This is a genomic window from Nonomuraea turkmeniaca, assembly GCF_005889735.1.
Taxonomy (GTDB): Bacteria; Actinomycetota; Actinomycetes; order Streptosporangiales; family Streptosporangiaceae; genus Nonomuraea; species Nonomuraea turkmeniaca.
In genome coordinates, this window is the sequence record NZ_VCKY01000186.1 from 1 (window position 1) to 21,063 (window position 21,063).

General features: G+C 70.8%; 19 protein-coding genes. 7 read left to right on the plus strand and 12 right to left on the minus strand.

Going from position 1 to position 21,063, the window contains the following annotated elements; genetic code table 11:
• Together ETD86_RS55860 and ETD86_RS39025 are read left to right on the plus strand one after the other, a co-directional pair.
• Nucleotides 1-473, plus strand: a 473-nt coding sequence (locus ETD86_RS55860; RefSeq protein ID WP_211370592.1) for a hypothetical protein, incomplete at its 5' end; no start/stop codon positions are given.
• Between the two features lie 107 nt (nt 474-580).
• Nucleotides 581-2,467: a glycosyltransferase family 2 protein gene (locus ETD86_RS39025; RefSeq protein WP_138671666.1), complete on the plus strand. Its 1,887-nt coding sequence runs from the start codon at nt 581-583 to the stop codon at nt 2,465-2,467.
• Here ETD86_RS39025 and ETD86_RS39030 read toward each other — a convergent pair.
• Both ETD86_RS39030 and pseB read right to left on the minus strand, forming a co-directional pair.
• Nucleotides 2,464-3,588 (minus strand): DegT/DnrJ/EryC1/StrS family aminotransferase, encoded by a 1,125-nt coding sequence (locus tag ETD86_RS39030; protein WP_138671667.1) that lies wholly within the window; start codon nt 3,586-3,588, stop codon nt 2,464-2,466. The genes ETD86_RS39025 and ETD86_RS39030 overlap by 4 nt on opposite strands.
• Complete coding sequence (pseB, locus tag ETD86_RS39035) at nt 3,588-4,565, minus strand: UDP-N-acetylglucosamine 4,6-dehydratase (inverting) (protein WP_138671668.1); 978 nt, start codon at nt 4,563-4,565, stop codon at nt 3,588-3,590. Before pseB ends, ETD86_RS39030 begins: the two co-directional genes overlap by 1 nt.
• Nucleotides 4,566-4,667: 102 nt before the next feature.
• On the opposite strand from pseB, the gene ETD86_RS39040 reads away from it, so the two are divergent.
• Nucleotides 4,668-5,402, plus strand: a complete 735-nt coding sequence (locus ETD86_RS39040) for a cytidylyltransferase domain-containing protein (protein WP_138671669.1) — start codon at nt 4,668-4,670, stop codon at nt 5,400-5,402.
• On the plus strand, nt 5,399-6,370 hold the full coding sequence (locus ETD86_RS39045; protein ID WP_138671670.1) for a PseG/SpsG family protein: 972 nt from the start codon (nt 5,399-5,401) through the stop codon (nt 6,368-6,370). Before ETD86_RS39040 ends, ETD86_RS39045 begins: the two co-directional genes overlap by 4 nt.
• Here ETD86_RS39045 and pseI read toward each other — a convergent pair.
• Nucleotides 6,367-7,410, minus strand: coding sequence for a pseudaminic acid synthase (pseI, locus tag ETD86_RS39050; protein ID WP_138671671.1), 1,044 nt, complete (start codon nt 7,408-7,410; stop codon nt 6,367-6,369). The genes ETD86_RS39045 and pseI overlap by 4 nt on opposite strands.
• Nucleotides 7,407-7,898: a GNAT family N-acetyltransferase gene (locus ETD86_RS39055; protein WP_138671672.1), complete on the minus strand. Its 492-nt coding sequence runs from the start codon at nt 7,896-7,898 to the stop codon at nt 7,407-7,409. Before ETD86_RS39055 ends, pseI begins: the two co-directional genes overlap by 4 nt.
• A gap of 148 nt (nt 7,899-8,046) precedes the next feature.
• On the opposite strand from ETD86_RS39055, the gene ETD86_RS39060 reads away from it, so the two are divergent.
• Genes ETD86_RS39060 through ETD86_RS39070 form a run of 3 tightly spaced genes read left to right on the plus strand, consistent with a single transcriptional unit; the run spans nt 8,047 to nt 11,487 of the window.
• On the plus strand, nt 8,047-9,498 hold the full coding sequence (locus tag ETD86_RS39060; protein WP_170223492.1) for a glycosyltransferase family 2 protein: 1,452 nt from the start codon (nt 8,047-8,049) through the stop codon (nt 9,496-9,498).
• Nucleotides 9,499-9,546: 48 nt separating this feature from the next.
• Nucleotides 9,547-10,434, plus strand: a complete 888-nt coding sequence (locus ETD86_RS39065; RefSeq protein ID WP_246148914.1) for a CDP-alcohol phosphatidyltransferase family protein — start codon at nt 9,547-9,549, stop codon at nt 10,432-10,434.
• Between the two features lie 21 nt (nt 10,435-10,455).
• Nucleotides 10,456-11,487: a sulfotransferase family protein gene (locus ETD86_RS39070; protein ID WP_138671674.1), complete on the plus strand. Its 1,032-nt coding sequence runs from the start codon at nt 10,456-10,458 to the stop codon at nt 11,485-11,487.
• On the opposite strand, the gene ETD86_RS39075 is transcribed toward ETD86_RS39070, so the two are convergent.
• From ETD86_RS39075 to ETD86_RS39110, 8 genes are all read right to left on the minus strand, one after another.
• The gene (locus ETD86_RS39075; RefSeq protein WP_246148917.1) at nt 11,484-12,506 is read right to left on the minus strand and encodes a glycosyltransferase; all 1,023 of its coding nucleotides are present in this window, start codon (nt 12,504-12,506) and stop codon (nt 11,484-11,486) included. The two genes, ETD86_RS39070 and ETD86_RS39075, sit on opposite strands and share 4 nt — an antisense overlap.
• Complete coding sequence (locus tag ETD86_RS39080; RefSeq protein WP_138671675.1) at nt 12,503-15,133, minus strand: bifunctional glycosyltransferase/CDP-glycerol:glycerophosphate glycerophosphotransferase; 2,631 nt, start codon at nt 15,131-15,133, stop codon at nt 12,503-12,505. Before ETD86_RS39080 ends, ETD86_RS39075 begins: the two co-directional genes overlap by 4 nt.
• A 94-nt stretch (nt 15,134-15,227) precedes the next feature.
• On the minus strand, nt 15,228-15,920 hold the full coding sequence (locus ETD86_RS39085) for an SRPBCC family protein (RefSeq protein ID WP_138671676.1): 693 nt from the start codon (nt 15,918-15,920) through the stop codon (nt 15,228-15,230).
• 74 nt (nt 15,921-15,994) lie between these two features.
• Entirely contained in the window at nt 15,995-16,849 is an 855-nt protein-coding gene (locus ETD86_RS39090) for an FAD binding domain-containing protein (protein WP_138671677.1), read from the minus strand.
• Nucleotides 16,846-19,251, minus strand: coding sequence for a xanthine dehydrogenase family protein molybdopterin-binding subunit (locus tag ETD86_RS39095; protein WP_138671683.1), 2,406 nt, complete (start codon nt 19,249-19,251; stop codon nt 16,846-16,848). The genes ETD86_RS39090 and ETD86_RS39095 overlap by 4 nt, the downstream gene beginning before the upstream one ends.
• 5 nt (nt 19,252-19,256) lie before the next feature.
• Nucleotides 19,257-19,739 (minus strand): (2Fe-2S)-binding protein, encoded by a 483-nt coding sequence (locus ETD86_RS39100; protein ID WP_138671678.1) that lies wholly within the window; start codon nt 19,737-19,739, stop codon nt 19,257-19,259.
• Nucleotides 19,740-19,810: 71 nt separating this feature from the next.
• Nucleotides 19,811-19,966 (minus strand): hypothetical protein, encoded by a 156-nt coding sequence (locus ETD86_RS39105; protein ID WP_246148922.1) that lies wholly within the window; start codon nt 19,964-19,966, stop codon nt 19,811-19,813.
• Nucleotides 19,967-20,003: 37 nt separating this feature from the next.
• On the minus strand, nt 20,004-20,876 hold the full coding sequence (locus ETD86_RS39110) for a LiaF domain-containing protein (RefSeq protein ID WP_170223494.1): 873 nt from the start codon (nt 20,874-20,876) through the stop codon (nt 20,004-20,006).
• Nucleotides 20,877-21,063: the final 187 nt, after the last annotated feature.

Below are 21,063 nucleotides of genomic sequence, written 5' to 3' on the forward strand. Positions count from 1 at the left end.
CCCCGGAGCCCCGCGTCGTCCTGTGCAGGATCCTGTGGCGGTTCGCGGTCAGGCTGCTGGCGGCCGGCCACCACCACCCGTGGCCGTGGCCGCTCGAGGCGGACCAGCTGACGCTGACCCTGTGCGGCATGGCCGGTCGGCCTTGCGATCAGGGCGACCTCGACCGGGCCCGCAAGCTCGACGCGGAGCTGGGCCAGCCGGCCGAGCTCGCTGAGCAGGCGCCGACGTACCGCGACCTGCTGAGCTCTCGCGACCGTCTGGCCGACCAGCTCACCGCCGCCCTGGCGCGCGTCGCCCGTCTGGAGACCAAGTTGTCCTATCGGGAGCGCGAGCTGGTCAGGGCCAGGTCGAAGCTCCGCAGGACGCAGCGCAAGGCGACCGCCTACCGCAGAACGCTCGGCTACCGGCTCTCGCGCCGCCTGGCCCGCCCGCGCCGGGTCGCCCGCAAGGTCTTCCGCTTGTTGTCCGGCTGACGAAGAGGCTGACGAAGAGGCCGGCGAAGCGACTGACGAAGAGGCTGACGAAGAGGCCGGCGAAGCGACTGACGAAGAGGTTGACGAAGAGACGAAGAGGAGGACATGTGCCGGATCTTTCGGTGATCGTCCCGTTCTGCAACGTCGAGAAGTACATCGGCCCCTGCCTGGACTCCATCGCCGCCCAGACCATGAAGGATCTGGAGGTGATCTGCGTCGACGACGGCAGCGACGACGGCGGCCCGGCCGTCGTCAGGGACAGGCAGGCCGGTGACCCCCGCATCCACCTCATCAGACAGGACAACCAGGGCGTCGGGCGCGCCCGCAACGTCGGCCTGCGCCAGGCGACCGGCCGCTACCTGGCGTTCGTGGACGGCGACGACACGGTGCCCCCGGACGCGTTCGGTCGCCTGGTGTCCTCGCTCGAAGCCTCGGGCTCCGACCTGGCCTGCGGGAACGTCATGCGCCTCTACAGGAACCTCCTGGTCCGGTCGTGGGCACACCGGGAGGCGTTCGCCAAGCCTGTCAAGGGCACCCACATCACCCGTCACCCGCTGCTGATCCGCGACCGCATGCTCTGGAACAAGGTCTACCGCCGCTCCTTCTGGGACGAGCTCGGCCTGAGTTTCCCCGAGCGCATGTACGAGGACCAGCCCGTCGCCATGGCCGCCCACGTCGGCGCGCGCTCGGTGGACGTGCTGTCCAGGGTCGTTTACCACTGGCGGCAGCGTGACGAGCCGGGTTCCTCGATCACCCAGCGCAGCCTGGAGCCGGGCAACCTGCGCGACCGCTTCCTGTCGGTGCTGGAGACCGCCGACCTGCTCGCCCGGAGGGCCCCGCGACTCAAGCCCGACTTCGACCGCGACACGATGGACATCGACATGAGCGTCGCGGTGGAGGCCGTTGCCGCCATGGGCACGTCGGCGGATCCAGCGCTGGTCGACCTGATCGTCCGCTATCTCGACGGCGTGTCACGTGAAGGGTGGCGGAGCGTGCCGTTCGCGCACCGGCTCCAGGCCCACCTGCTGCACGAGCGCCGCCTGGCCGAGCTGGCCGACGTGCACGCCCAGGTCCGCGACGGCCGGTTGCGGCCCCGCCTGCGCCCGGCCGGGTTCATGCGCAGGCGTTGGTACGGCCGCCACCCGTGGTTGCCGGGACGGCTGTCGGACGTGTCGGCCGAGCTGGACCTGTCGGCCAGGCTGGTGGAGCTCGAGTGGCGGGACGGCCGGCTGGTCGGCGCCGGCTGGGCGGGCGTCGGCAGCTTCGACGTCGGCGCGATGGGCCGGGTCCGCGTACGGGTCCGGCTGGAGGAACGCCTGACCGGTGAGATCGTGCAGCTGTCCGAGCAGGGCTCCGCGCCGGTATGGAAGAGCGTGGCGGACGAGGACGGCGACACGCTGCCCCAGCACGTGTTCCCGTTCACGTTCGCCTTCGACCCGGCCGCGTTGACATCTGCCCAGCTCGCCAGGCGTGGCCTCTGGGACCTGCGGATCGACCTCAAGGGACACGGGCTGCGGCTCGACGGCAGGGTGGGCGGGCCGCGCTGGCTGCCGCCCGAGATACCGGCGCCGCGCCGCAGGTCGGGCGTGTGGCTCGTGCCGGTACGCAGCGTCAAGGGCTCCTGGGGCCTGCGGCTGCGTAAGGCGGAGGCCATCATCGGGGAGTGCCGGGTGGACGGCGGCGATCTGGTGTTCTCGGGGGAGATGTCCGACGCCGGCGACGGGGAGCCGGTCCTGCGGTTGAGACGCAGGAGCGACGGCGAGGAGATGTACTTCCCGGTGACGCTGGCCGGACGGGACTTCCACGCCCGGGTGCCGCTGGCCGACGTCGACGAACGCGTCGGCGACGAGTCGTGCTGGGAGGTCGTCATCGACCAGGGAAAGGCGCTGCTCCCGCTGGTGAGGACCCGCCAGCGTCCCGTCGCGACCGTCGAGGAGCGGCGTTTCCTGGTCGACCGGGGCGAGGACGGCTGCCTGCTGCTCGCCGAACGTTAGGCCAGGATCTTCGCCAGCGTCTCCACGACCCGGTCCTGCTGGGCGTCGGTGAGGTCGGGGAAGAGCGGCAGCGACAACTCCTCGGCGTAGTAGGCCTCGGCACGCGGGCAGAGGCCACGCCGGTAGCCGAGGTCCTCGAACACCGGATGCCAGTACGCCGGGACGTAGTTGACCTGCACGCCGATGCCGGCCGCCCGCATCCGGTCGTAGACCTCGCGCCGCCGCCCGTCGCGGACGCGTACCGGATAGAGGTGCCAGCTCGGGGAGACGTAGGCCCGCTGGGCGGGCAGCGTCAGCCCTGGTACGTCGCGCAGCAGCAGGTTGTAGCGGGCGACCAGCTCGCACCGCCGCTCGCGGAAGCGGGCCAGCCGCCGCAGCTGGCTGATGCCGAGCGCGCACAACACGTCGGGCAGCCGGTAGTTGAGCCCGAACTCGTGCACCTCCTGGTGCCAGCCGCCCACGTCCGGCTCCCGTTGCTCGGCCGGGTCCCTGACCAGGCCGTGGTTCCTGAAGCGGGCCGCCCGCGCGTGCTGCTCGGGGCCGGCCGCCGCGACCGCGCCGCCTTCTGCGGTCGTCACGGTCTTGGTGGGGAAGAACGAGAACGTCGTCAGGTCCGCCAGCGACCCCACGGGCCGCTCCTTGTACGCCGCTCCGATCGAGTGCGCCGCGTCCCCCACCAGCGTCGCGCCCACCTGGTCGGCGACCGCCCGCAGCTCGTCGTAGTCGGCGGGATGGCCCGCGTAGTCCACCGCCGTCACCGCCCGCGTCCGGCGGCCGGCCAGCGAGGCCACGGCGTCCGGATCGAGGTTGCCGGTGTCGGGCTGCACGTCGGCGAAGAGCACTCGCGCCCCGAGCAGCGCCGCCGTGGCGGCCGTGGCCACGAACGTCAACGGCGACGTGATGACCTCGTCACCCGCCCGCACCTCCGCCGCCACGTAGGCGACGTGCAGCGCGGCCGTGCCCGACGTGACCGACACGCACGGCACGCCGCCCGTCCAGCGGGCCAGCTCCGCCTCGAACGCGGCCACCGCGGGACCGGTGGTCAGCCAGTCGCCGCGCAGCACCCCGGCCACCGCCTCGACGTCGGACTCCGTGATCGACTGCCGCCCGTAGGGGAGCATCAACCGGCCACCATCGTGCGCAGATCGTCCACCGACAACCACTCGTCGTTGGTGTCCGAGCGGTAGGAGAAGCCCTCCGGCAACATCTCGCCGGCCTGCGGGGGCTCATAGCCCCAGGTCGCGATCGTGGGCTGGACGACGAAGCGGTCGGCGAGCCGCAGCGTCCTGCGGCCGTCGTCCGGGCCGATCATCTCCTCGTGCAGCTTCTCGCCGGGACGGATGCCGACCTCGTAGATCGGGCTGTCCGGCGCCAGCGCCTCGGCCAGGTCGGTGATGCGCATGCTGGGGATGCGCGGCACGTAGAGCTCGCCGCCCCGCATCAGGTCGAACGAGTCCACCACGAACCTGACGGCCTGGTCGAGCGTGATCCAGAACCTGGTCATGCGCTTGTCGGTGATCGGCAGGCTGCTGCCCTGCTCGGCCAGGCGCAGGAACAGCGGCACCACCGAGCCCCTGCTGCCCACGACGTTGCCGTAGCGGACCACGGCGAAGCGGGTCTCGTGCGCGGCGGCGTAGTGGTTGGCCGACACGAACAACTTGTCCGCGACCAGCTTTGTGGCGCCGTACAGGTTGATCGGGCTGGACGCCTTGTCGGTGGAGAGCGCGACCACCTTGCGCACGCCGCAGTCGATGGCGGCCTCGACCACGTTCTGTGAACCGGCGACATTGGTGCGGACGTACTCGAACGGGTTGTACTCCGCCGTGTCCACCTGCTTGAGCGCCGCCGCGTGGACGACGTGGTCGACGCCGTGCATGGCGCGGGTCAGCCGGTCGCGGTCCCTGACGTCGCCGATGAACCAGCGCAGCCGCTCGTCGTCGCCGAAGAGCTGCCTGGTTTCGTACTGCTTGAGCTCGTCGCGGGAGAAGACGACCAGGCGGCGCACCCCGAGCGAATCGAGCGCGTGGCGGATGAAGGCCTTGCCGAAGGACCCCGTCCCACCGGTGATCAGAATCGACGATCCGCTGAGAATGCTCACGTGTCCCCCGAAATCGCGCTTACGCGCTGTTGCCGTCATGCTCGGCGGTAGCATAGCGCGATCGGTCAATGACGCACTGTCACACGGGGGAATGGGGCTGCTGTGCGTATTGTCGGGATCATTCAGGCTCGTATGGGCTCTACACGGTTGCCGGGCAAGGTGCTGCGGCAGTTGGGAGGCGGCGGCCGTTCGGTGCTGGGGTGGGTGGTTCGCGCCGCACGTGAATCGCACGTGGTGGACGACCTCGTGGTCGCCACCACGACCGAGGACGTCGACGACGTGATCGTCGCCGAGTGCTGCCGCCTCGGCGTGGACTGGCACCGGGGACCGGTGGACGATGTGCTCACGCGGTTCACGCAGGCGCTGGAGGAGCGGGAGGGGGAGGCCGTGATGCGGTTCACGGCGGACTGCCCGCTGCTCGACCCCCAGGTGATCAGGGAGGCCGCACTCGTCTACCAGGCCGTGCCCGGGCTCGGCTACCTGAGCACGAGCCTGGCGCGTACGCTGCCGCGCGGGCTCGACGTGGAGATCGTCAGCCGGGAGGCGCTGGAGCGGGCCGACCGGGAGGCCACCGAATACCACCGCGTGCACGTGACTTCCTACGTCTACGAGCAGCCCGGGGACACGCGGCTGCTCGGGCTCGCCTACCAGCCCGTCGCCGACGATCTGCGGGTCACGCTCGACACCGAGGACGACTGGCGGCTCATCTCGCGGGTGGTGGGTGAGCTGGGCGACGCATGCGTACCGATCGGGACGCTGGTGAGCTGGCTGCGCGACCATCCGGAGGTGTGCGGACTCAACGCCCACGTCAAGCAGAAGGCGCTCCAGGACGCGTGACCGGTCGGGTCGGCTTTCGCTGCGACGCCGGGGTCGGGCGCGGTGTCGGGCACCTCGTGCGCTGCGTGGCACTGGCCGAGGAGCTGCGCGCGCGAGGGGTGGACGTCGTCTTTCTCGGTGCGGTGGACGGATCCGAGTGGGCACGGGCGCAGTTGCGTGACCGCGGGCTGCCGCTGCTGGAAGCCCCGCGGGCGCCGGCACGGCTGGCCGTGCTGGCCCGCGAGCTCCGGCTGGGCGCGGTGGTGCTCGACTCCTACGACCTGCCGGAGGGTACGGGGACGGCGCTCAGGAACGCCGGCCTGGCGGTGCTCGCGATCGTCGACGGCGACCCGCTGGGTCAGGCGGCCGACCTCTACCTGGACCAGAACCTCGGCGCCGAACGCCGCCCCTTCCCCGCCGGCCGGCGGCTGGCCGGGGCGCGCTACGTGCTGCTGCGGGACAGCGTGCTCCGGTGCACGCGGGCGCCGCGCGAGCTCCGGCGCGCCGGCGCGGTGCCCAGGGTGTTGTGCTTCTTCGGCGGCACCGACAGCGCGGGCGTGGCCTCCGCGTGGGCGGAGGCGCTTCTGGCTACCGGGGTGCCGTTCGAGGGCACGGTGGTCAGCCCGGAGCCGTTCGCGGCGGGTGACGCGATCACCGTGATCCCGCCGACGGACCGGCTGCCCGAGCTCATGGCCACGGCCGACCTCGTGGTCACCGCGGCGGGCTCGGCGATATGGGAGCTGCTCCACCTCGGCGTGCCCGCGGCGCTGACCTGGGTGGCCGGCAACCAGCTCATCGGATACGAGGAGCTGGTGGGCAGGGGGGTCGCGGCCGGGCTCGGCAACACGCCTGACGCGCGGGCCGTCGGCACACTGGCCCGCCTGCTCGCCGACCCCGCCGCCCGCGAGGAGCACGGACGGCGGGGCCGCGGCCTGGTGGACGGCAGGGGCCGGGAACGTGTCGGCGACGCCCTGCTGCAACTGCTCTAGATCAGGTCCCAGCTCAGCGGCGTGCCCATCGGGACGTCCCGGACGAAGCGCCGCCCCATCACGTCCCGCGCCGCGTCCGGAGGCAGCCCTCCGGCCGGCCGGATCGACCGTACGTTCTCCGCGCTGACCGGCTCACCGGCCCGCACATCGCGCACCACGTACAACGACCGCCGGAACCGCAGCCCCTCACGTTCGGAGGCCCGCGGCCCGATCACCGCGCTCCCCAGCGCCTCCCACGCCCGCTCGCTCTCCGTCACCAGCGCCGCCAGCTCACCGGGCTCCAGCGAGAAGGCCGCGTCCACCCCGCCGTCGGCGCGCGAGGCGGTCACGTGCTTCTCGATCAGGCAGGCCCCCAGTGCCACCGCGGCCAGCGGGACCCCGATGCCTGGGGTGTGGTCCGAGACGCCCACCACCTCCCCCGTGAGCGCCGCCAGCAGCGGCAGCGCCCGGAGGTTGCTCTCGGCAGGCGCGGCCGGGTAGGAGGCCGTGCACGCCAGCACCGCGAGCTGCGTGCACCCTGCTTCCCTGGCGGCGGCCACGGCGGCGTGGATCTCGCCGGTCGACGCCATCCCCGTGGAGATGATCAACGGCTTGCCGGTGCCGGCCGCCAGCCGGATCAGCGGCAGATCCACGATCTCCGAGGAGGCGATCTTGTAGGCCGGCACGTCGAGCTTCTCCAGCAGCTCGACGGCCGTCGGGTCGAAGGGCGAGGAGAAAGCGATGAGCCCGTGCGAGCGCGCCCGCTCGAAGAGCGGCTCGTGCCACTCCCACGGTGTGTGGGCACGCTCGAAGAGCCGGTAGAGCGTCTCTCCGCCCCACAACGCGTGTCCGTCCCCGACGCGGAACGCCGGCCCGCCGGCGTCGACGGTGAGCGTGTCCGGCCGGTACGTCTGCAACTTCAGGGCGTGCGCCCCGGCCGCCGCCACCGCGTCCACGATGGCCAGCGCCCGCTCCAGGCTCCCGTTGTGGTTGCCCGACAGCTCGGCCACGACGAACGGCGGATGCCCGGGCCCGATCGGCCGCCCCGCGATGGAGATCATGACTCTTCCTTCCTCAGCTCGATGGCCACGACGTCCCGCGCGACCCCGTCCACGTCCCGCCGGTACGTCCCGACCTCGACGAACCCGAACCGTTTGTGCAGCAGCCTGACCGGCTCGTTGTCGGCCAGCACGGATCCGCGCAGCGTCGTCAGCCCGAGCGGCCCGAAGGCGTGGTCGATGGCCGCCCGCTCCAGGCCGATCCACGCCCGCAGCAGCGCCCCCGACCGTTCGAGGCCGTCGAAGTCCAGGTAGAAGCCCCAGCAGGCGCTCGCAGTCGACAGCCCCGCGTACGTCACCACGCCGGCGGCGGTCCCCTCGTGGTCGTAGACCAGCACGTGTTTCGCCGGATCGGCGCGGACCGCGGCCCACCAGCGGGCATGCTCGTCCGCCCCGATCTCGTGCGTGGTGAAGCTGGCGGCCCGCACCCGCGGGTGGTTGCGCCAGCGCCGCGTGACCGGCAGATCGTCGTCCCGGACGCCTCTCAGCATCCCGCCCCCTACTAAGCGTGATACTTCTCTTGCACAACGTAGCGGATTGTGGGTCGGGGTAAAGAGCTCATCAGGCTCAGGTCTTGGGCGTGGACTCCAAGGCATGCTGCCCTCGATCCCATCTCGAGGGCCCAAGGAGCAAATCGGTATGATCCCCCTCCTGAGCGTCGTCGTCCCGTTCTACAACGTGGAGCCGTACCTCACCGAGTGCCTGAAGTCGCTGGCCGTCCAGACGCTGGACGACATCGAGGTCATCCTGGTCGACGACGGATCCTGTGACGGCAGCAGGCGCATCGTCGACGACTTCGTCGCCAGTGACCGCCGTTTCGCCGTGATCGAGCAGCGTAACCAGGGGCCGGGGCCGGCCCGCAACATGGGGATCAAGCAGGCCCGGGGCACGTACCTGGCCTTCGCCGACGCCGACGACGTCGTGCCGCCCGAGGCGTACGAGCGGCTCGTCGCCAAGCTGGCCGAGACCGGCTCCGACCTCGCGTGCGGGGCGGTGGGGCGGCTGGTCGACGGCGTGCTGGAGGAGTCCATCCTGCACGAGAAGGTGTTCAGGCGGCCGGTGCTCTGCACCCACATCACCGACAAACAGGTGCTCGTCAGGGACCGCACGATCTGGAACAAGGTCTACCGGCGCGACTTCTGGGAGCGCGCCGGGCTGGAGTTCGCCGCGGGCATGTACGAGGACGTGCCGGTCGCCATGCAGGCGCACGTGCTGGCCACCAGCGTGGACATGCTGGGCGACGTCGTCTACCACTGGCGCAGACGCGAGGAGGGGGAGACCTCGATCACGCAGCGCCGAGCCGAGCTGCCCAACCTGCATCAGCGGCTGACCGCCATCCGCGCGGTGCGCGCCTTCCTCGACGAGCGGGCGCCCGAGTTGCTCGACGGCTTCGACGCGCTGGTGCTGGAGAAGGACATCGTCTTCCTGTTCCAGGCGCTGGAGACCGCCGAGGAGCCGGGTCCGGTGCTCGACCTGGCCCGCTCCTGGGTGGCCGAGCTGGGCCAGAACGTCCTGGAGAGCGCGCCGTCGCTGCGCCGCCTGGAGTTGCACCTGATCGGCCGCGGCCTGGTGGCCGAGTTCCGAAAGGTGCGCGCGTTCCGGCGCGCCCGCGAGGACGCCGCCCGCGTGGTGCCACGCGGCTGGCGCAACACCGGCTGGTACGGCGACTACCCGTTCTTCCGCAGCCGCCGCCTCAAGATCCCCGACGCCGTGTTCGACGCCCGCGAGGAGCTGAAACTGCACGCCAGGATCGAGAGCTGCGTGTGGACCGGCGCCGGGTTCCAGGTGCGCGGGCAGGTCACGATCCACCGCGTCGACCGCCGGATCGGCCGGATCGACGTGTGGCTCAGCGACGGCCGCCGCAAGATCCCGTTGGAGGTGCGGCGTGCCGGACGCCACGGGATCGTCGTGACCATCGACCCGCAGCGGCTGGCCGGCGGCGGCCCGAGCTGGCGGCTGCTGGCACGGGCGGAGATCCGCGGGCTGGTGCTGAAGAACTGGTTCAGGGACCCGGAGGCGCGCGCGACGTGGCGGTTCACGCCATCGGGGGTGCCGGGTTGGTCAAGAAGCGGCATGGACATTCCCCAGTAGTTCCAGACAGTAATCGCAGGAGCGCGTGTCGTGTTCATGCTGGTCTCCATGAGGACCTATTCGCTCGATGACGTCTACGAGACACGCAAGCGGAGAGACTCCTGGTGGACCGTGTATTTCGTGGACCCGGTCGCCTGCCGGGCAGCCCTTCCCGTCGCGAACCACACCCGGCTGACGCCGAACGGGCTCACCGTGCTGTCGCTGGTACTCGGCATGGTGTCCGCCGCCTGTTTCGCGGCGAACCAGCTCGTAGCGGGCGCTGTGGTCTTCTATCTCAGCTTCATGATCGACTGCGTGGACGGCAAAATAGCCAGGCTCAAGGGCACGGGGACGCCCTTCGGCCTCTGGCTCGACTACGTGGGGGACCGCGTCAGGGTGGTCCTGTGCGCCGGGGGGCTGGCGTACGGGCAGTACACGCTGACCGGTGATGTGCGTTACGTGGTCCTCGGCGCGGCGGTGGCCGTGCTGGACCTGTTCAGGTACGTCAACGCGCCGCAGATGAAGCGCGTACGCGAGGCCGTCAGGGAAGAGCGGCAGCTGCCGGAGCTCGACGAGGACCCCGAGGCGCTGGAGCAAGTGCCGCTGGACCAGCTGACGCTGGACCCGGACCCGCTGGACCCGGTGGCGCTGGACCCGGACCCGCTGGAGCGAATGCCGCTGGAGCGGACGCCGCGTCCCCGCAGTTTTCCCCGTCGGCTCAACAGGTTCCTGGCCCGGCGCCGAGTCCGCTCGCACCTGATCAGCGGCATCGAGTTCCACGCGGCGGTGTTCGTGGTCGCGCCCCTCGCGGGGGCGTGGGCGCTGATCCCGCTCGCCGCGGCGGCCGGGGTCCTGCTGCTCGCCAACGAGGTCGTTCTTGTCTACCGGATGTGGCTCTTCACGCGCAGGCACGGCGTGGCCTCCTCTCAGGAGAGCCGAGAGCACGTTCTCGTCTAAGTTTTCGGGGGTTAGTACGAAATGTCCGACCGGCCAGTCTTCGTCATCGGATGTCCGCGCTCCGGCACCACGATGCTCCAGCTCATGCTGCACTCGCACCCGCGCATGGCGGTGCCGCCGGAGACCCGCTTCCTCGTTCCCGCCTACTACCGCCGGCGCAAGTGGGGCGACCTTCGGGTGACCGAGCGCCGCCGCGCCCTGGCGCAGTGGATCGCGACCGATCGCAGCACGAAGTTCCGCGAGCTCAAGATCGACAAGGACGAGTTCATCAGGCAGTCGGTGGCCGGTCCGGGCTCGCTCGGGTCGGTGATCGGCACGGCCTTCCGCATGTACGCCGACAGGTTCGACAAGAGCCGCTGGGGTGACAAGCGGCCCAGCTACGTCAAGCAGGTGGACATGCTGCTGAGGCTGTTCCCCGACGCCCAGTTCATCCACCTGATCAGGGACGGCCGCGACTGCGTTGCCTCGCTGAAGGAGATGCCCTGGTACACGCTGGACTCCCACCACGCCATCTCCACCTGGGCCGAGGCCATCGACGCGGGCGGCCGGCTGCGGCGCACGCTGTCCGACGACACGTACTACGAACTGCGGTACGAGGACCTCACGGACGACCCCGCGACCGAGCTGAAGAAGCTCTGCCACTTCCTGGAGGAGGACTTCTCGCCGGCGATGATCTCCCCGCGCGAGGCGGCCAGCGTGGCGGTGCCGCAGCACAAGGTCTGGCACAGCAACACGCACGGCGAGGTCATCCGCAGCCGGGTGGGCAGCTGGGCCAACCGGCTGGAAGACTGGGAGATCGCGCTGTGCGAGCACATGCTCGGCGACCGCCTGGAGTCCATGGGCTACGAGCTGACCGGCGCGCCCAAGCCGGCCAAGGAGCACGTCACGGCCTGCCAGAAGACGATGCAGAAGCGCAAGGCCAGCCGCATGCGCAAGCACATGCGTGACCGCTTCAACCGGCTCCGCGAGCCGAGCCCGGTGGCCGCCATGCTGACCTCGCGTCAGCGCTCGCTCGCGGGGGTCCCGCAGCAACGCTCGGAGCTGGCCGTCTAGCGCCTGATATGGGCGAACAGCCGCTCCCAGCGGTCCAGCACGTGGTCGAGGCGGAAGGCCTCGGCCCGTGCGCGGGCGGCGGCCCCGAGGCGCCGCCGCTCGTCCACCGAGCTCACCAGCCGGGCCAACTCGGCCGCGAACGTGTCCACGTCCCCAGGCGGCACCAGCACCGGACCCGCGGAACGCACGCCGCCCGACACGTCGAACGCCACCGACGGCACCCCGTGCGCGCCCGCCTCCAGCAACACGATCGGCAGGCCCTCGTGCTCGCTGGTCAGGCCGAGGATCGCGGCGTTGAGATACTCGGCGGGCAGCTGAGCGGCCGGCAGCAGTCCCCTGAAGACCACGCGGTCATCAACGCCCTCCCTGGCCGCGTGCGCGCGGAGCCGCTCCCGCTCGGCTCCGTCGCCGATCAGATGCAGCTGCCACGGCCACGGCGCTCCCGAGCGGGCGAACGCGCTGATCAGCCGGTCGAACCGCTTGACGCCCTCCAGCCGGCCCACGCCCAGCACCCGGGGCGAGTCGAGCGTGGACATGCGCTCCGGCCAGCCGGCCAGCGGGTTCGGCAACGTCCACGTGTTGGGCAGCAGCGCGTGCTCCGAGAAACGCCATGCGTCGTCCTCGCTCAGGAAGACCGCCTGATCGAGCTTGGGGTAGTGCTTCCTGATCGAGCCGAGATGCCAGCAACCACGGGCGTGGTCGTACGAGCCGTGGTACTGGCCGATCGGCCGGAACCCGGCCGGCAGCAGCCCCGACAGCTTGATCACCACCGAGGGCGAGGTCATGATCGCGTACCCCGGCCCGATCGCGACGAGCAGCTTGCGCAGTCTCCGGTCGGCCTCGATCACGTGGCGGTGGTAGAGCGGCCGGTCCACGTACGTGAACGGTGATCGGGACCGCTGCAGGCCGAGCACGTGCACCTCGTGGCCGCGCTCGGCGAGTCCCTGGGCGAGCGTGTGCGTGACCTGCTGGATGCCGCCGAGGGTGTCGGCGTCCATGCAGGCGAAGACCACGCTCACCGGACCGCTCCGAAGAAGTCGTCCACGATCCGGGCGGCCGCGTCCCCGCGCTCGTCGGCGCACCACAGGTGGCGGAAGGCCGTGTACCGCTCGGCGAAGGCCGCGTGCACCTCGGGCAGCCGCCTGATCACGCGCACCAGGTCCTCGGTCATCGTGACGCACGGCCCCGGCGCGATGGCGGGCAGGTCGTGGTAGACGCCGCGCTCCGACAGCCGGTACTCGTCCCAGTCATCGATGAAGAACACCATGGGTTTGCCGGTGATCGCGTAGTCGCACATCACGGACGAGTAGTCCGTCAGCAGCACGTCCGAGGCCAGCATCAGGTCGTTGATCTCGGGATAGGACCCGGCGGACCGGACGAAATGCTTGAGGTGCTCGGGCGGGCCGTACCGCTCGACAGGATGCGTACGCAGCACCAGGACCCAGTCGTCGGCCAGTTCCTCGGCCAGCATCTCGAGGTCGACCCGGATGGACTTGCCACTCCCTTTAGCCCAATCGCGGTACGTAGGCGCATAAAGCAGGATTCGTCGCCCGCGCGGGATCTCCAGCTGCGCCCGCACATCCCCGACCGCCTCGCCCCTGACCAGCGCGTCACACCGGGGCGTCCCGTACCGGTAGACCTTGCCCGCGTACCCGTTCGACGGCACGAAGATCCGCGAGAACTCCGCGCTGGGGGACACCAGCGCGTCCCACCGCGCCACCGCCGCCCGCCACTGAGCCCGCGGCTTGTCGAAGTCGGCTCGCAGGTCGGGTGCGTCGAAGCCGATCGACTTGATCCCCTGCCCGTGCCACGTCTGCAGGTAGCGGGTGCCGCGCGGCTTCGGGTAGTCCAGCGGGAACCCGTGGCTGTCCACCCAGATCCCGGCCCGCGCCATCGTCCAGACGTAACGCCAGCTGCCTCGCCGCACCAGCCGCACGCCGCGGGGGAAGTGCCGGCGGTTCTTCGCCACCGACCAGACCACCTCGATCGGCAGCTTCCGCCGCCGCAGCTCCTCGTAGACGGCGCGTGGGCTGCCGCTGCAACTCCTGCCGACGTCGGACTCGAACAACGCGAGGTCCCGCCGCCGCGGCAGCACCTTGATCAGCAGCTTGTACGCACGCAGCTTGACGCCCGCTGCGGTGAGCCGCTTCGTCAGCGCCTTCCTGACCCGCCGCCACACCGACCGCGGGCTTGGGTCGGGCCGGACGCACAGGTACGCGGCATAACCCTCGACCAGCACCCGGCACCCCGGCAGCTCGATCGGCGGGGTGTGCGGGTCGGCGATGATCCGGTCGGTCGTGGTATGCCCGTCGGAGGTCCTGGTGAAGCCGATCCGCGGATCGCACTTGCCGGAGGGCGTGAAGACGACCTCGCTGACGTACCCGCCCTCGCCTGACGGCTCCGGCTCGATGGGGACTTTGCACCTGCCGAGCTGCAGGAACGCCGTCCAGTCCACCGGCAGCACGCCGAACGGGTCGTACGTCCGCACGGTCATCCGCACCCGCTCGCCCTCGCAGGCGATCTCCGACGCCTCGTGCCGCAGCCGGGCGGCCGAGAAGGGCAACTCGGCCATCCGCAGCTCGGTGATGTCCAGCCCGGGCGAGACCGTGGTGCCCCAGTACGTGCGCCCGTCGAGCTGCACGGCCGCCCGCGGCGCGGCCCGCGCCCCGGTCAGCGAGCCTGCCGCGATCCGCAGGTCCTCGATCCGGTCGTCGAGGATGAGCCGGCAGCAGACCCGCTCGAGCGGCTCGGCCGCGGCCACCACCTCGGCCGGGATCTCCTCCAGATACGGCCGCACGATCGAGGCGAACTCCTTGACCCACACCACGTCCCGCGCCGGCAGCGGGTGGAGATAGACCCGCAGGTCCTGCCGCAGGAACCGGCGCTGCCGGTACGGCACCAGGTCCTCGGCCCCGTGTGCGCGCAGGATGTCGTCGCTCAGCCGGGCCGCGATGATCCGCTGCCGCACGTTCTCCATGTCGTCGATGCTCAGCGAGATCGAGCCGTTCGTCTCCGCACGGTGCCAGTGGTAGACCACCCACGGCACGATCGCGAACCTGCGTGACACCGCGTACAACTCGGCGGCGAAGACGTGGTCCTCGTAGTGGATGTCCTCGGGGAACCGCAGCAGCCTGTCCCGCAGCCGGCCCACGTCGTAGAGCTTGTTCGTGCTGAAACTGTCCAGGAACAGCTCGGGCTCCTCGCGGATGCCCTCGACCACCCGCCGGTGGGCGAACAACGACGGATAGTACGGGCGCAGCTGCCCGCTCGACTCGAACAACCGTGAGATCTGCCCCGACACGAAGTCCGCCCCGGTCCGCTCGATCTCGGTGAGCAGGCTCTTGCACGCGTGCCTGGGCAACTCGTCGTCGCTGTCGAGGAACATGACGTACGGCGCGGCCGCGGCGTCGATCCCGTCGTTGCGCGGCGCCCCACAGCCCCCGCTGTTGACCTCCCTGCGCAGGTAACGCACCCGCGGATCCCGCGCGGCGAGCCGGGCCGCCACCTCCGGCGTGCCATCCGTGCTGGCGTCGTCGGCGATGATCACTTCGAGGTCGCGTAGTGACTGGCCGAGCACAGAGCGCACGGCCCTGGGCAGGCGGGCCGCGTCGTTATACGTGATCACGACAACGCTGCAGTCCGGCATCCCCAAGTCCCCCCGCTGGTCCAACTGCCTGCGGGGATGGCACTTCCCCCAGGCAGGGGGAAGTGTCCGGACTTGATGGAGTGTTTGCCGAAAATCAGCGCATAAGCCGACGAATCACCCAGATGATGACCAACAGCCCCACGATCGCGGCCGCGACGGGCGCCAGCCGCTTCAGCACCGGCTGCCCGGCGATCTCCAGCAGGTCGAGCGCCTCCTCGTCGGGCGTACGCGACGTCCGCAGCGTGCCCGCGGGGCGTACGTCCTCGTCGGGGGTGGGCACGGCGCTCAGGTGCCGCTCCTCCTCCTGCGCCGCCTGTGGCGGGGCGGGCTCCACGGTGGGCTCGGACAGCAGCGCGGCCAGGTTCTCGGCGAACTTGTCGATGAGCTTCGCGCCCACCTCGGCCATCACGCCCCGCCCGAACTGGGCGGGCCGCCCGGTCACGTTGAACGTCGTCTCCACGGTCACCGCGGTGGCGTCCTCGTGCGGCGCCAGGCGGGCCCTGACCGTGGCCGAAGCCGTGCCCGAACCCCGGGCCTCCTTGCCCGACGCCTGGATGGCCAGCGAGTAGGAGTCCTTGTCCACGTCCTCGAACCTGGCCGACCCCCGATACGTCACCATGATCGGCCCGACCTTGACCTTCAGCCTGCCGGTGAACTCGTCGCCCTCGTAAATGTCGAGTGCCGCCCCGGGCAGGCACGGCGCGACCCGCTCTACGTCGAGCAGCACGGCCCAGGCCTGCTCGATCGGGACTGGAACAGTGAACTCGTGCTCGAACCGCATCGCCATCGATCCGCTCCTTCTGCCGATGTTGCGACACTACGACGGGCGGGGGCGCCCCTGGAAGAGGCACCCCCCAGGCGTCAGGGCGTGCCTGCCGCCGTGCGTACCGCGCGGTGGGTCAGGACCCTGGCCAGGTGCCGGCGGAAGTCCGGTTGGGCGTGCAGATCCGACGGCGGCGAAGTGTCCGCCGCCGCCTCCTCGCACGCCTGCCGGATCTGGTCGCCCAGCTCCATGCCCTGCAGGGCGGACTCGGTCGCGCGGGCGCGCACGGGCGTCGGGCCCATGTTCGTCAGCCCGATCCTGGCCTCGGCGATCGCGCCGTTGGAGCGCTTGACGGCCGCCGCCACGCCGACGATGGCCCACGCTTGTGCGGTGCGGTGGAACTTCTCGTAGTGGAAGCCCCAGCCTTCGCCCAACTTCGGGATCTTCACCCCGGCCAGGATCTCGCCGGGCCCCAGCGACGACTCCAGGTAGTCGACGAAGAAGTCGGCGGCCGGGATCTCCCGCTCGCCCCGCGCCGACCTGGCCACGAACACACCGTCCAGGGCCAGCACCACGGCCGGCATGTCGCCTGCCGGATCCGCGTGCGCCAGCGAGCCGCCGAACGTGCCCCGGTGCCTGATCGCCGGGTCCGCCACGTGGGCGGCGGCCAGCGCCACCAGCGGGCAGCCGGCGTTGACCACGTCGGAGCGCATGACCTCGTCGTGCGTGGCCATGGCGCCGATGAACACGTGGTCGCCGCGGTCGTGCACGCCCTTCAGCTCGTCCAGCCGGCCGACGTCGACCAGTGTCGACGGGTACGCCAGCCGCAGCCGCAGCAGCGGCAGCAGCGACTGCCCGCCGGCCAGGACCTTGGCGTCCTCGTCCGACGCGAGCGCCTGCGACGCCTCGGCGAGCGAGCCGGGGCGCACGTACTCGAACTGTGCGGGGATCATCGCCGCGCTCCTTCCTGCGCCCGTCCTTCGAGGGCCCGCCAGACACGTTCCGGCGTGCACGGCATCTCCACGTCGTGGATGCCGTGCGGGCGCAGGGCGTCCACGATCGCGTTCACCACGGCCGGGGTCGAGGCGATCGTTCCGGCCTCGCCGACGCCCTTGACCCCCAGGGGGTTGCTGGTCGCGGGCGACTCCGTCCGGTCGAGCGTGAACGTCGGCAGGTCCGCCGCCGACGGCAGCAGGTAGTCGGCCATCGTCGTGGTCAGCAGGTTGCCGTCGGCGTCGTACACGGCCTCCTCGAACAGCGCCTGCGCGATGCCCTGCGCGATGCCGCCGTGCACCTGGCCCTCGACGATGAGCGGGTTCACCACCTTGCCGATGTCGTCGACCGCCACGTACGAGCGGATCTTCACCATGCCCGTCTCGGTGTCCACCTCCACCGCGCACAGGTGGGTGCCGTGCGGGAAGGAGTAGTTCTCCGGGTCGAACGTGGCGTCGGAGTCCAGCCGCGCCTCCACACCCTCGGGCAGGTCGTGCGCCGTGAACGCGGCGAAGGCCAGCTCCTGGATGGTCCGCTGCGAGTCCGTGCCGCGCACCTTGAACGCCCCGGCCGCGAACTCCAGATCGTCCGGCGAGCACTCCAGCATGTGCGCGGCCAGCTTGCGTGCCTTGTCCTTGACCTTCTCGGCCGCCTTCAGCACCGCGATGCCGCCGATGACCAGCGAGCGCGAGCCGTAGGTGTCCATGCCCTTGTGCGCGATCGCCGTGTCGCCGTGCAACACCGTGACGTCGTCGAACGGCACGCCGAGCGCGTCGGCCGCGATCTGGCTCCACGACGTCACGTGTCCCTGCCCGTGCGGGGAGGTGCCGGTGATGACCTCGACCTTGCCCGTGGGCAGCATGCGCACCGAGGCGTGCTCCCAGCCGCCGGCGCCGTAGTTGGCCTCGCCGAGCATCCTGGACGGCGCCAGGCCGCACATCTCGGTGTACGTGCTGACGCCGATCCCCAGCTGCACGGGGTCGCCGCGGTCCCGCCGGTCGCCCTGTTCGGCACGCAGCTTGTCGTAGCCGAACAGCGCGGTCGCCTTGTCCGTCGCCGCCTCGTAGTTGCCGGAGTCGTAGGTCAGCCCCGAGATCGTGGTGTACGGGAACTCGTCGTGCTTGATCCAGTTGCGCCTGCGTACCTCCAGCGGGTCCATGCGCAGTTCGGCGGCCAGCTCGTCCATCACCCGCTCGATGCCGAACGTCGCCTCGGGGCGGCCGGCGCCGCGGTAGGCGTCGGTGGGCATCTTGGTGGTGAACACGCCGGTGCAGGCGAACTCGTAGGCGTCCATCTTGTAGATCGCGTTGAACATCGACGCGCCCAGCAGCGGGATGCCCGGCGTGACCAGCATCAGGTACGCGCCCATGTCGGCCAGCAGGGCCACCTGCAACCCCCGGATGCGCCCGTCGGCGTCGGCGGCCAGCCGGATGTGCTGGATCTGGTCGCGGCCGTGGTGCACGGTCAGGTTGCCCTCGGAGCGGGACTCGGTCCACTTGACCGGCTTGCCGAGCTTGCGCGCCAGCAGCAGGCAGAGCACCTCCTCGGCGGTGACCTGCAGCTTCGAGCCGAACCCGCCGCCCACGTCTGGTGCGATCACCCGGATCTTGTGCTCCGGGATACCGGTGACCACCGCCAGCATGACCCGCAGGACGTGCGGGATCTGCGTGGACGACCACAGCGTGAACGACTCGCCGTCCGTGTCGGCCATGACCGCTCGTGGCTCCATCGCCGTCGGGATCAGCCGCTGCTGCCGGAACGTCCGGTCGATGACGATGGGCGCGTCCCGGAACGCGGCCTCCAGGTCACCCGAGGTGATCTTGGTGCTGAACGCCTTGTTACCCGCCTCGTGCACCTTCGGGCTCTCCGCGGTCAGCGCCTCGTTCATGTCGAGCACCGCGGGCAACTGCTCGTACTCGACGTCGATGGCCTCCAGCGCGTCGGCCGCGCGGTAGCGGTCGGTGGCGATCACGCAGGCCACGGCCTCGCCCACGTACCGCACCTCCGACACCGCCATGGGCGGGTGATCGGGGATGACCACGTCCTCGCTCACCGGCCAGGCGCACGGCAGGCTGCCCTGCTCGGCGGCGAAGTCCTGGCCGCTGAACGCCGCCACCACTCCGGGCAGCTCACGTGCCCCCGACACGTCGACCCGGGTGATCCTGGCGTGTGCCATCGGGCTGCGCAGGAACATCACGTGCAGGACGCCCGGACGCGTGATGTTGTCCGTCCACTGCGTGCGCCCCGTCAGCAGCCTTGCATCCTCCTTGCGCTTACGCGGCCGGCCCACCTCGAGTGCGCCCGCCGGCTCGTTGATCTGATCGCTCTCCGCTATCTGCTCGGCCACCAGGCCGGCGTCCATCTCACTCACGGCATGGTCACCGCCCGTCCCATCTCCTGCGCGCCCCTGCGCACGGCACGGACGATGTTGCAGTAGCCGGTGCAGCGGCAGAGGTTGCCCTCCAGGCCGTGCCTGATCCTCTCCTCCGACGGGTCGGGATCGTCTCTGAGCAGGTCTATCGCGGCCATGACCATGCCGGGCGTGCAGTAGCCGCACTGCAGCGCGTGCTCTTCGTGGAAGGCCTGCTGCATGGGGTGCATCGACCCGTTGACGCCCAGGCCCTCGATCGTGACGACGTCGCAGCCGTCGGCCTGGACGGCGAGGACCGAGCAGCTCTTCACGCTCTTGCCGTCCAGCATGACCGTGCATGCGCCGCAGTTGCTGGTGTCGCAGCCGACAGGGGTGCCGGTCTTGCCCAGGCGTTCTCGTAGTAGATGGACGAGAAGGAGCCGCGGCTCGACGTCCTCCTCGTACTTGACTCCGTCGACGGTGACGGTGATTCGGGGCATACGTCCTCCCTCAGGAGCAGGGGAAAGGCGGACACACCCGAACCTACGCCGGTGTTACTGCCGGTCAAGGGTTACTTACCGCGGACCGCCCGTGCGATGATCGCGACAAGCCCTGCGAGCGCCAATCCCAGCACCAAGACGCCGCTCAGGACCAGCCAGTCCGTGATCGCGCGCGTCACCACCAAAATACCCAAAACGACGAAGAGCACGCCGCTGAGCAGGGCCATCCAGTCCGTTCTGTGGAGCTGGCGGGGTCGCTCGACCTCACGCGGCACGTCGCACCTCCATGTCGCCGAGCCCGCCCCTCAGGTTGAGCACGATCGTCGAGACCTTGCCCTTGGGCTCGGTCTCCGGTTCCAGCACCTTGTCCAGCCGGATGTCCACGCCGCCTCTGACCGACTGGTCGACCGTGATGTCGCCGATCTTGTTGGAGGCGTGCACCTCCAGCTTGACCGTCGGCGGCACGATCACCTCCAGCTCGCCGACCGACACCGCGGCGTTGACGGTCGCCCTCGTGCCCGGGGGCAACTCCAGCTCCGACAGGTCCAGCCGGCCGTCGCCGACGCCGACGTCGTAGGTGGCGTTCAGCTCGGCGAGCGTGGTCGGGGCCCACTCGGACGGGCCGATGTTCCGCGGCAGGACGCCCAGCATCAGGCCCACGCTCACGATGAGCGCCACCGCCGTCCCGGCGGCCACCAGCCCGGCCCCGCGGCCCCACCAGGCCGCGACCAGCAGGCCGGCGCCGATCGTGATCAGCATCGCGCCACCGACGATGGTCGGGCTCACTCCGGCGGCCGACCTGGCTTGGACCGCCACGACGATCCCTCCAATGATGATTGCCAGCAGGATGGTGATGGCGCCGATGAACGACTTCGGCCTTCGCTCCCTTCTCGGGACCGGGCGGCCGTACAGGGTGGGGTCGTACGGCGAGTAGCCGCCTGCCCGCCTGGCCGGATCCAGCGGCCGGTACGGGCCCTTGGGCGCGAACGGCTCGCCGTAGGCGGTGTAGTCGACGGCGGTCAGTGGCTGGGGGCGGTACGCACGCGGTTCGTGCGGCGGGACCGCGTGTTGCGCCGTCACCGCGTCGTCCTCGCGCTGGTAGGCACCTTCGCCCGCGTCGTCCTCGGACCGAGGCACGGGCTCGCCGGCGGACGTTGTCGCCTCCGGGGCCGGCGTCTCAGGAACAGCCGTCTCAGGAACAGCCGCCTCAGGAACAGCCGCCTCAGGAACAGGAGTCATCGGAGCCCTGGCCTGGTGCGGCTCTGCGGCGGGCCTGGGCGGCGGCGCGGTGGGTGCGGGCCGGGCAGGGGGCGCCGGGCGTACC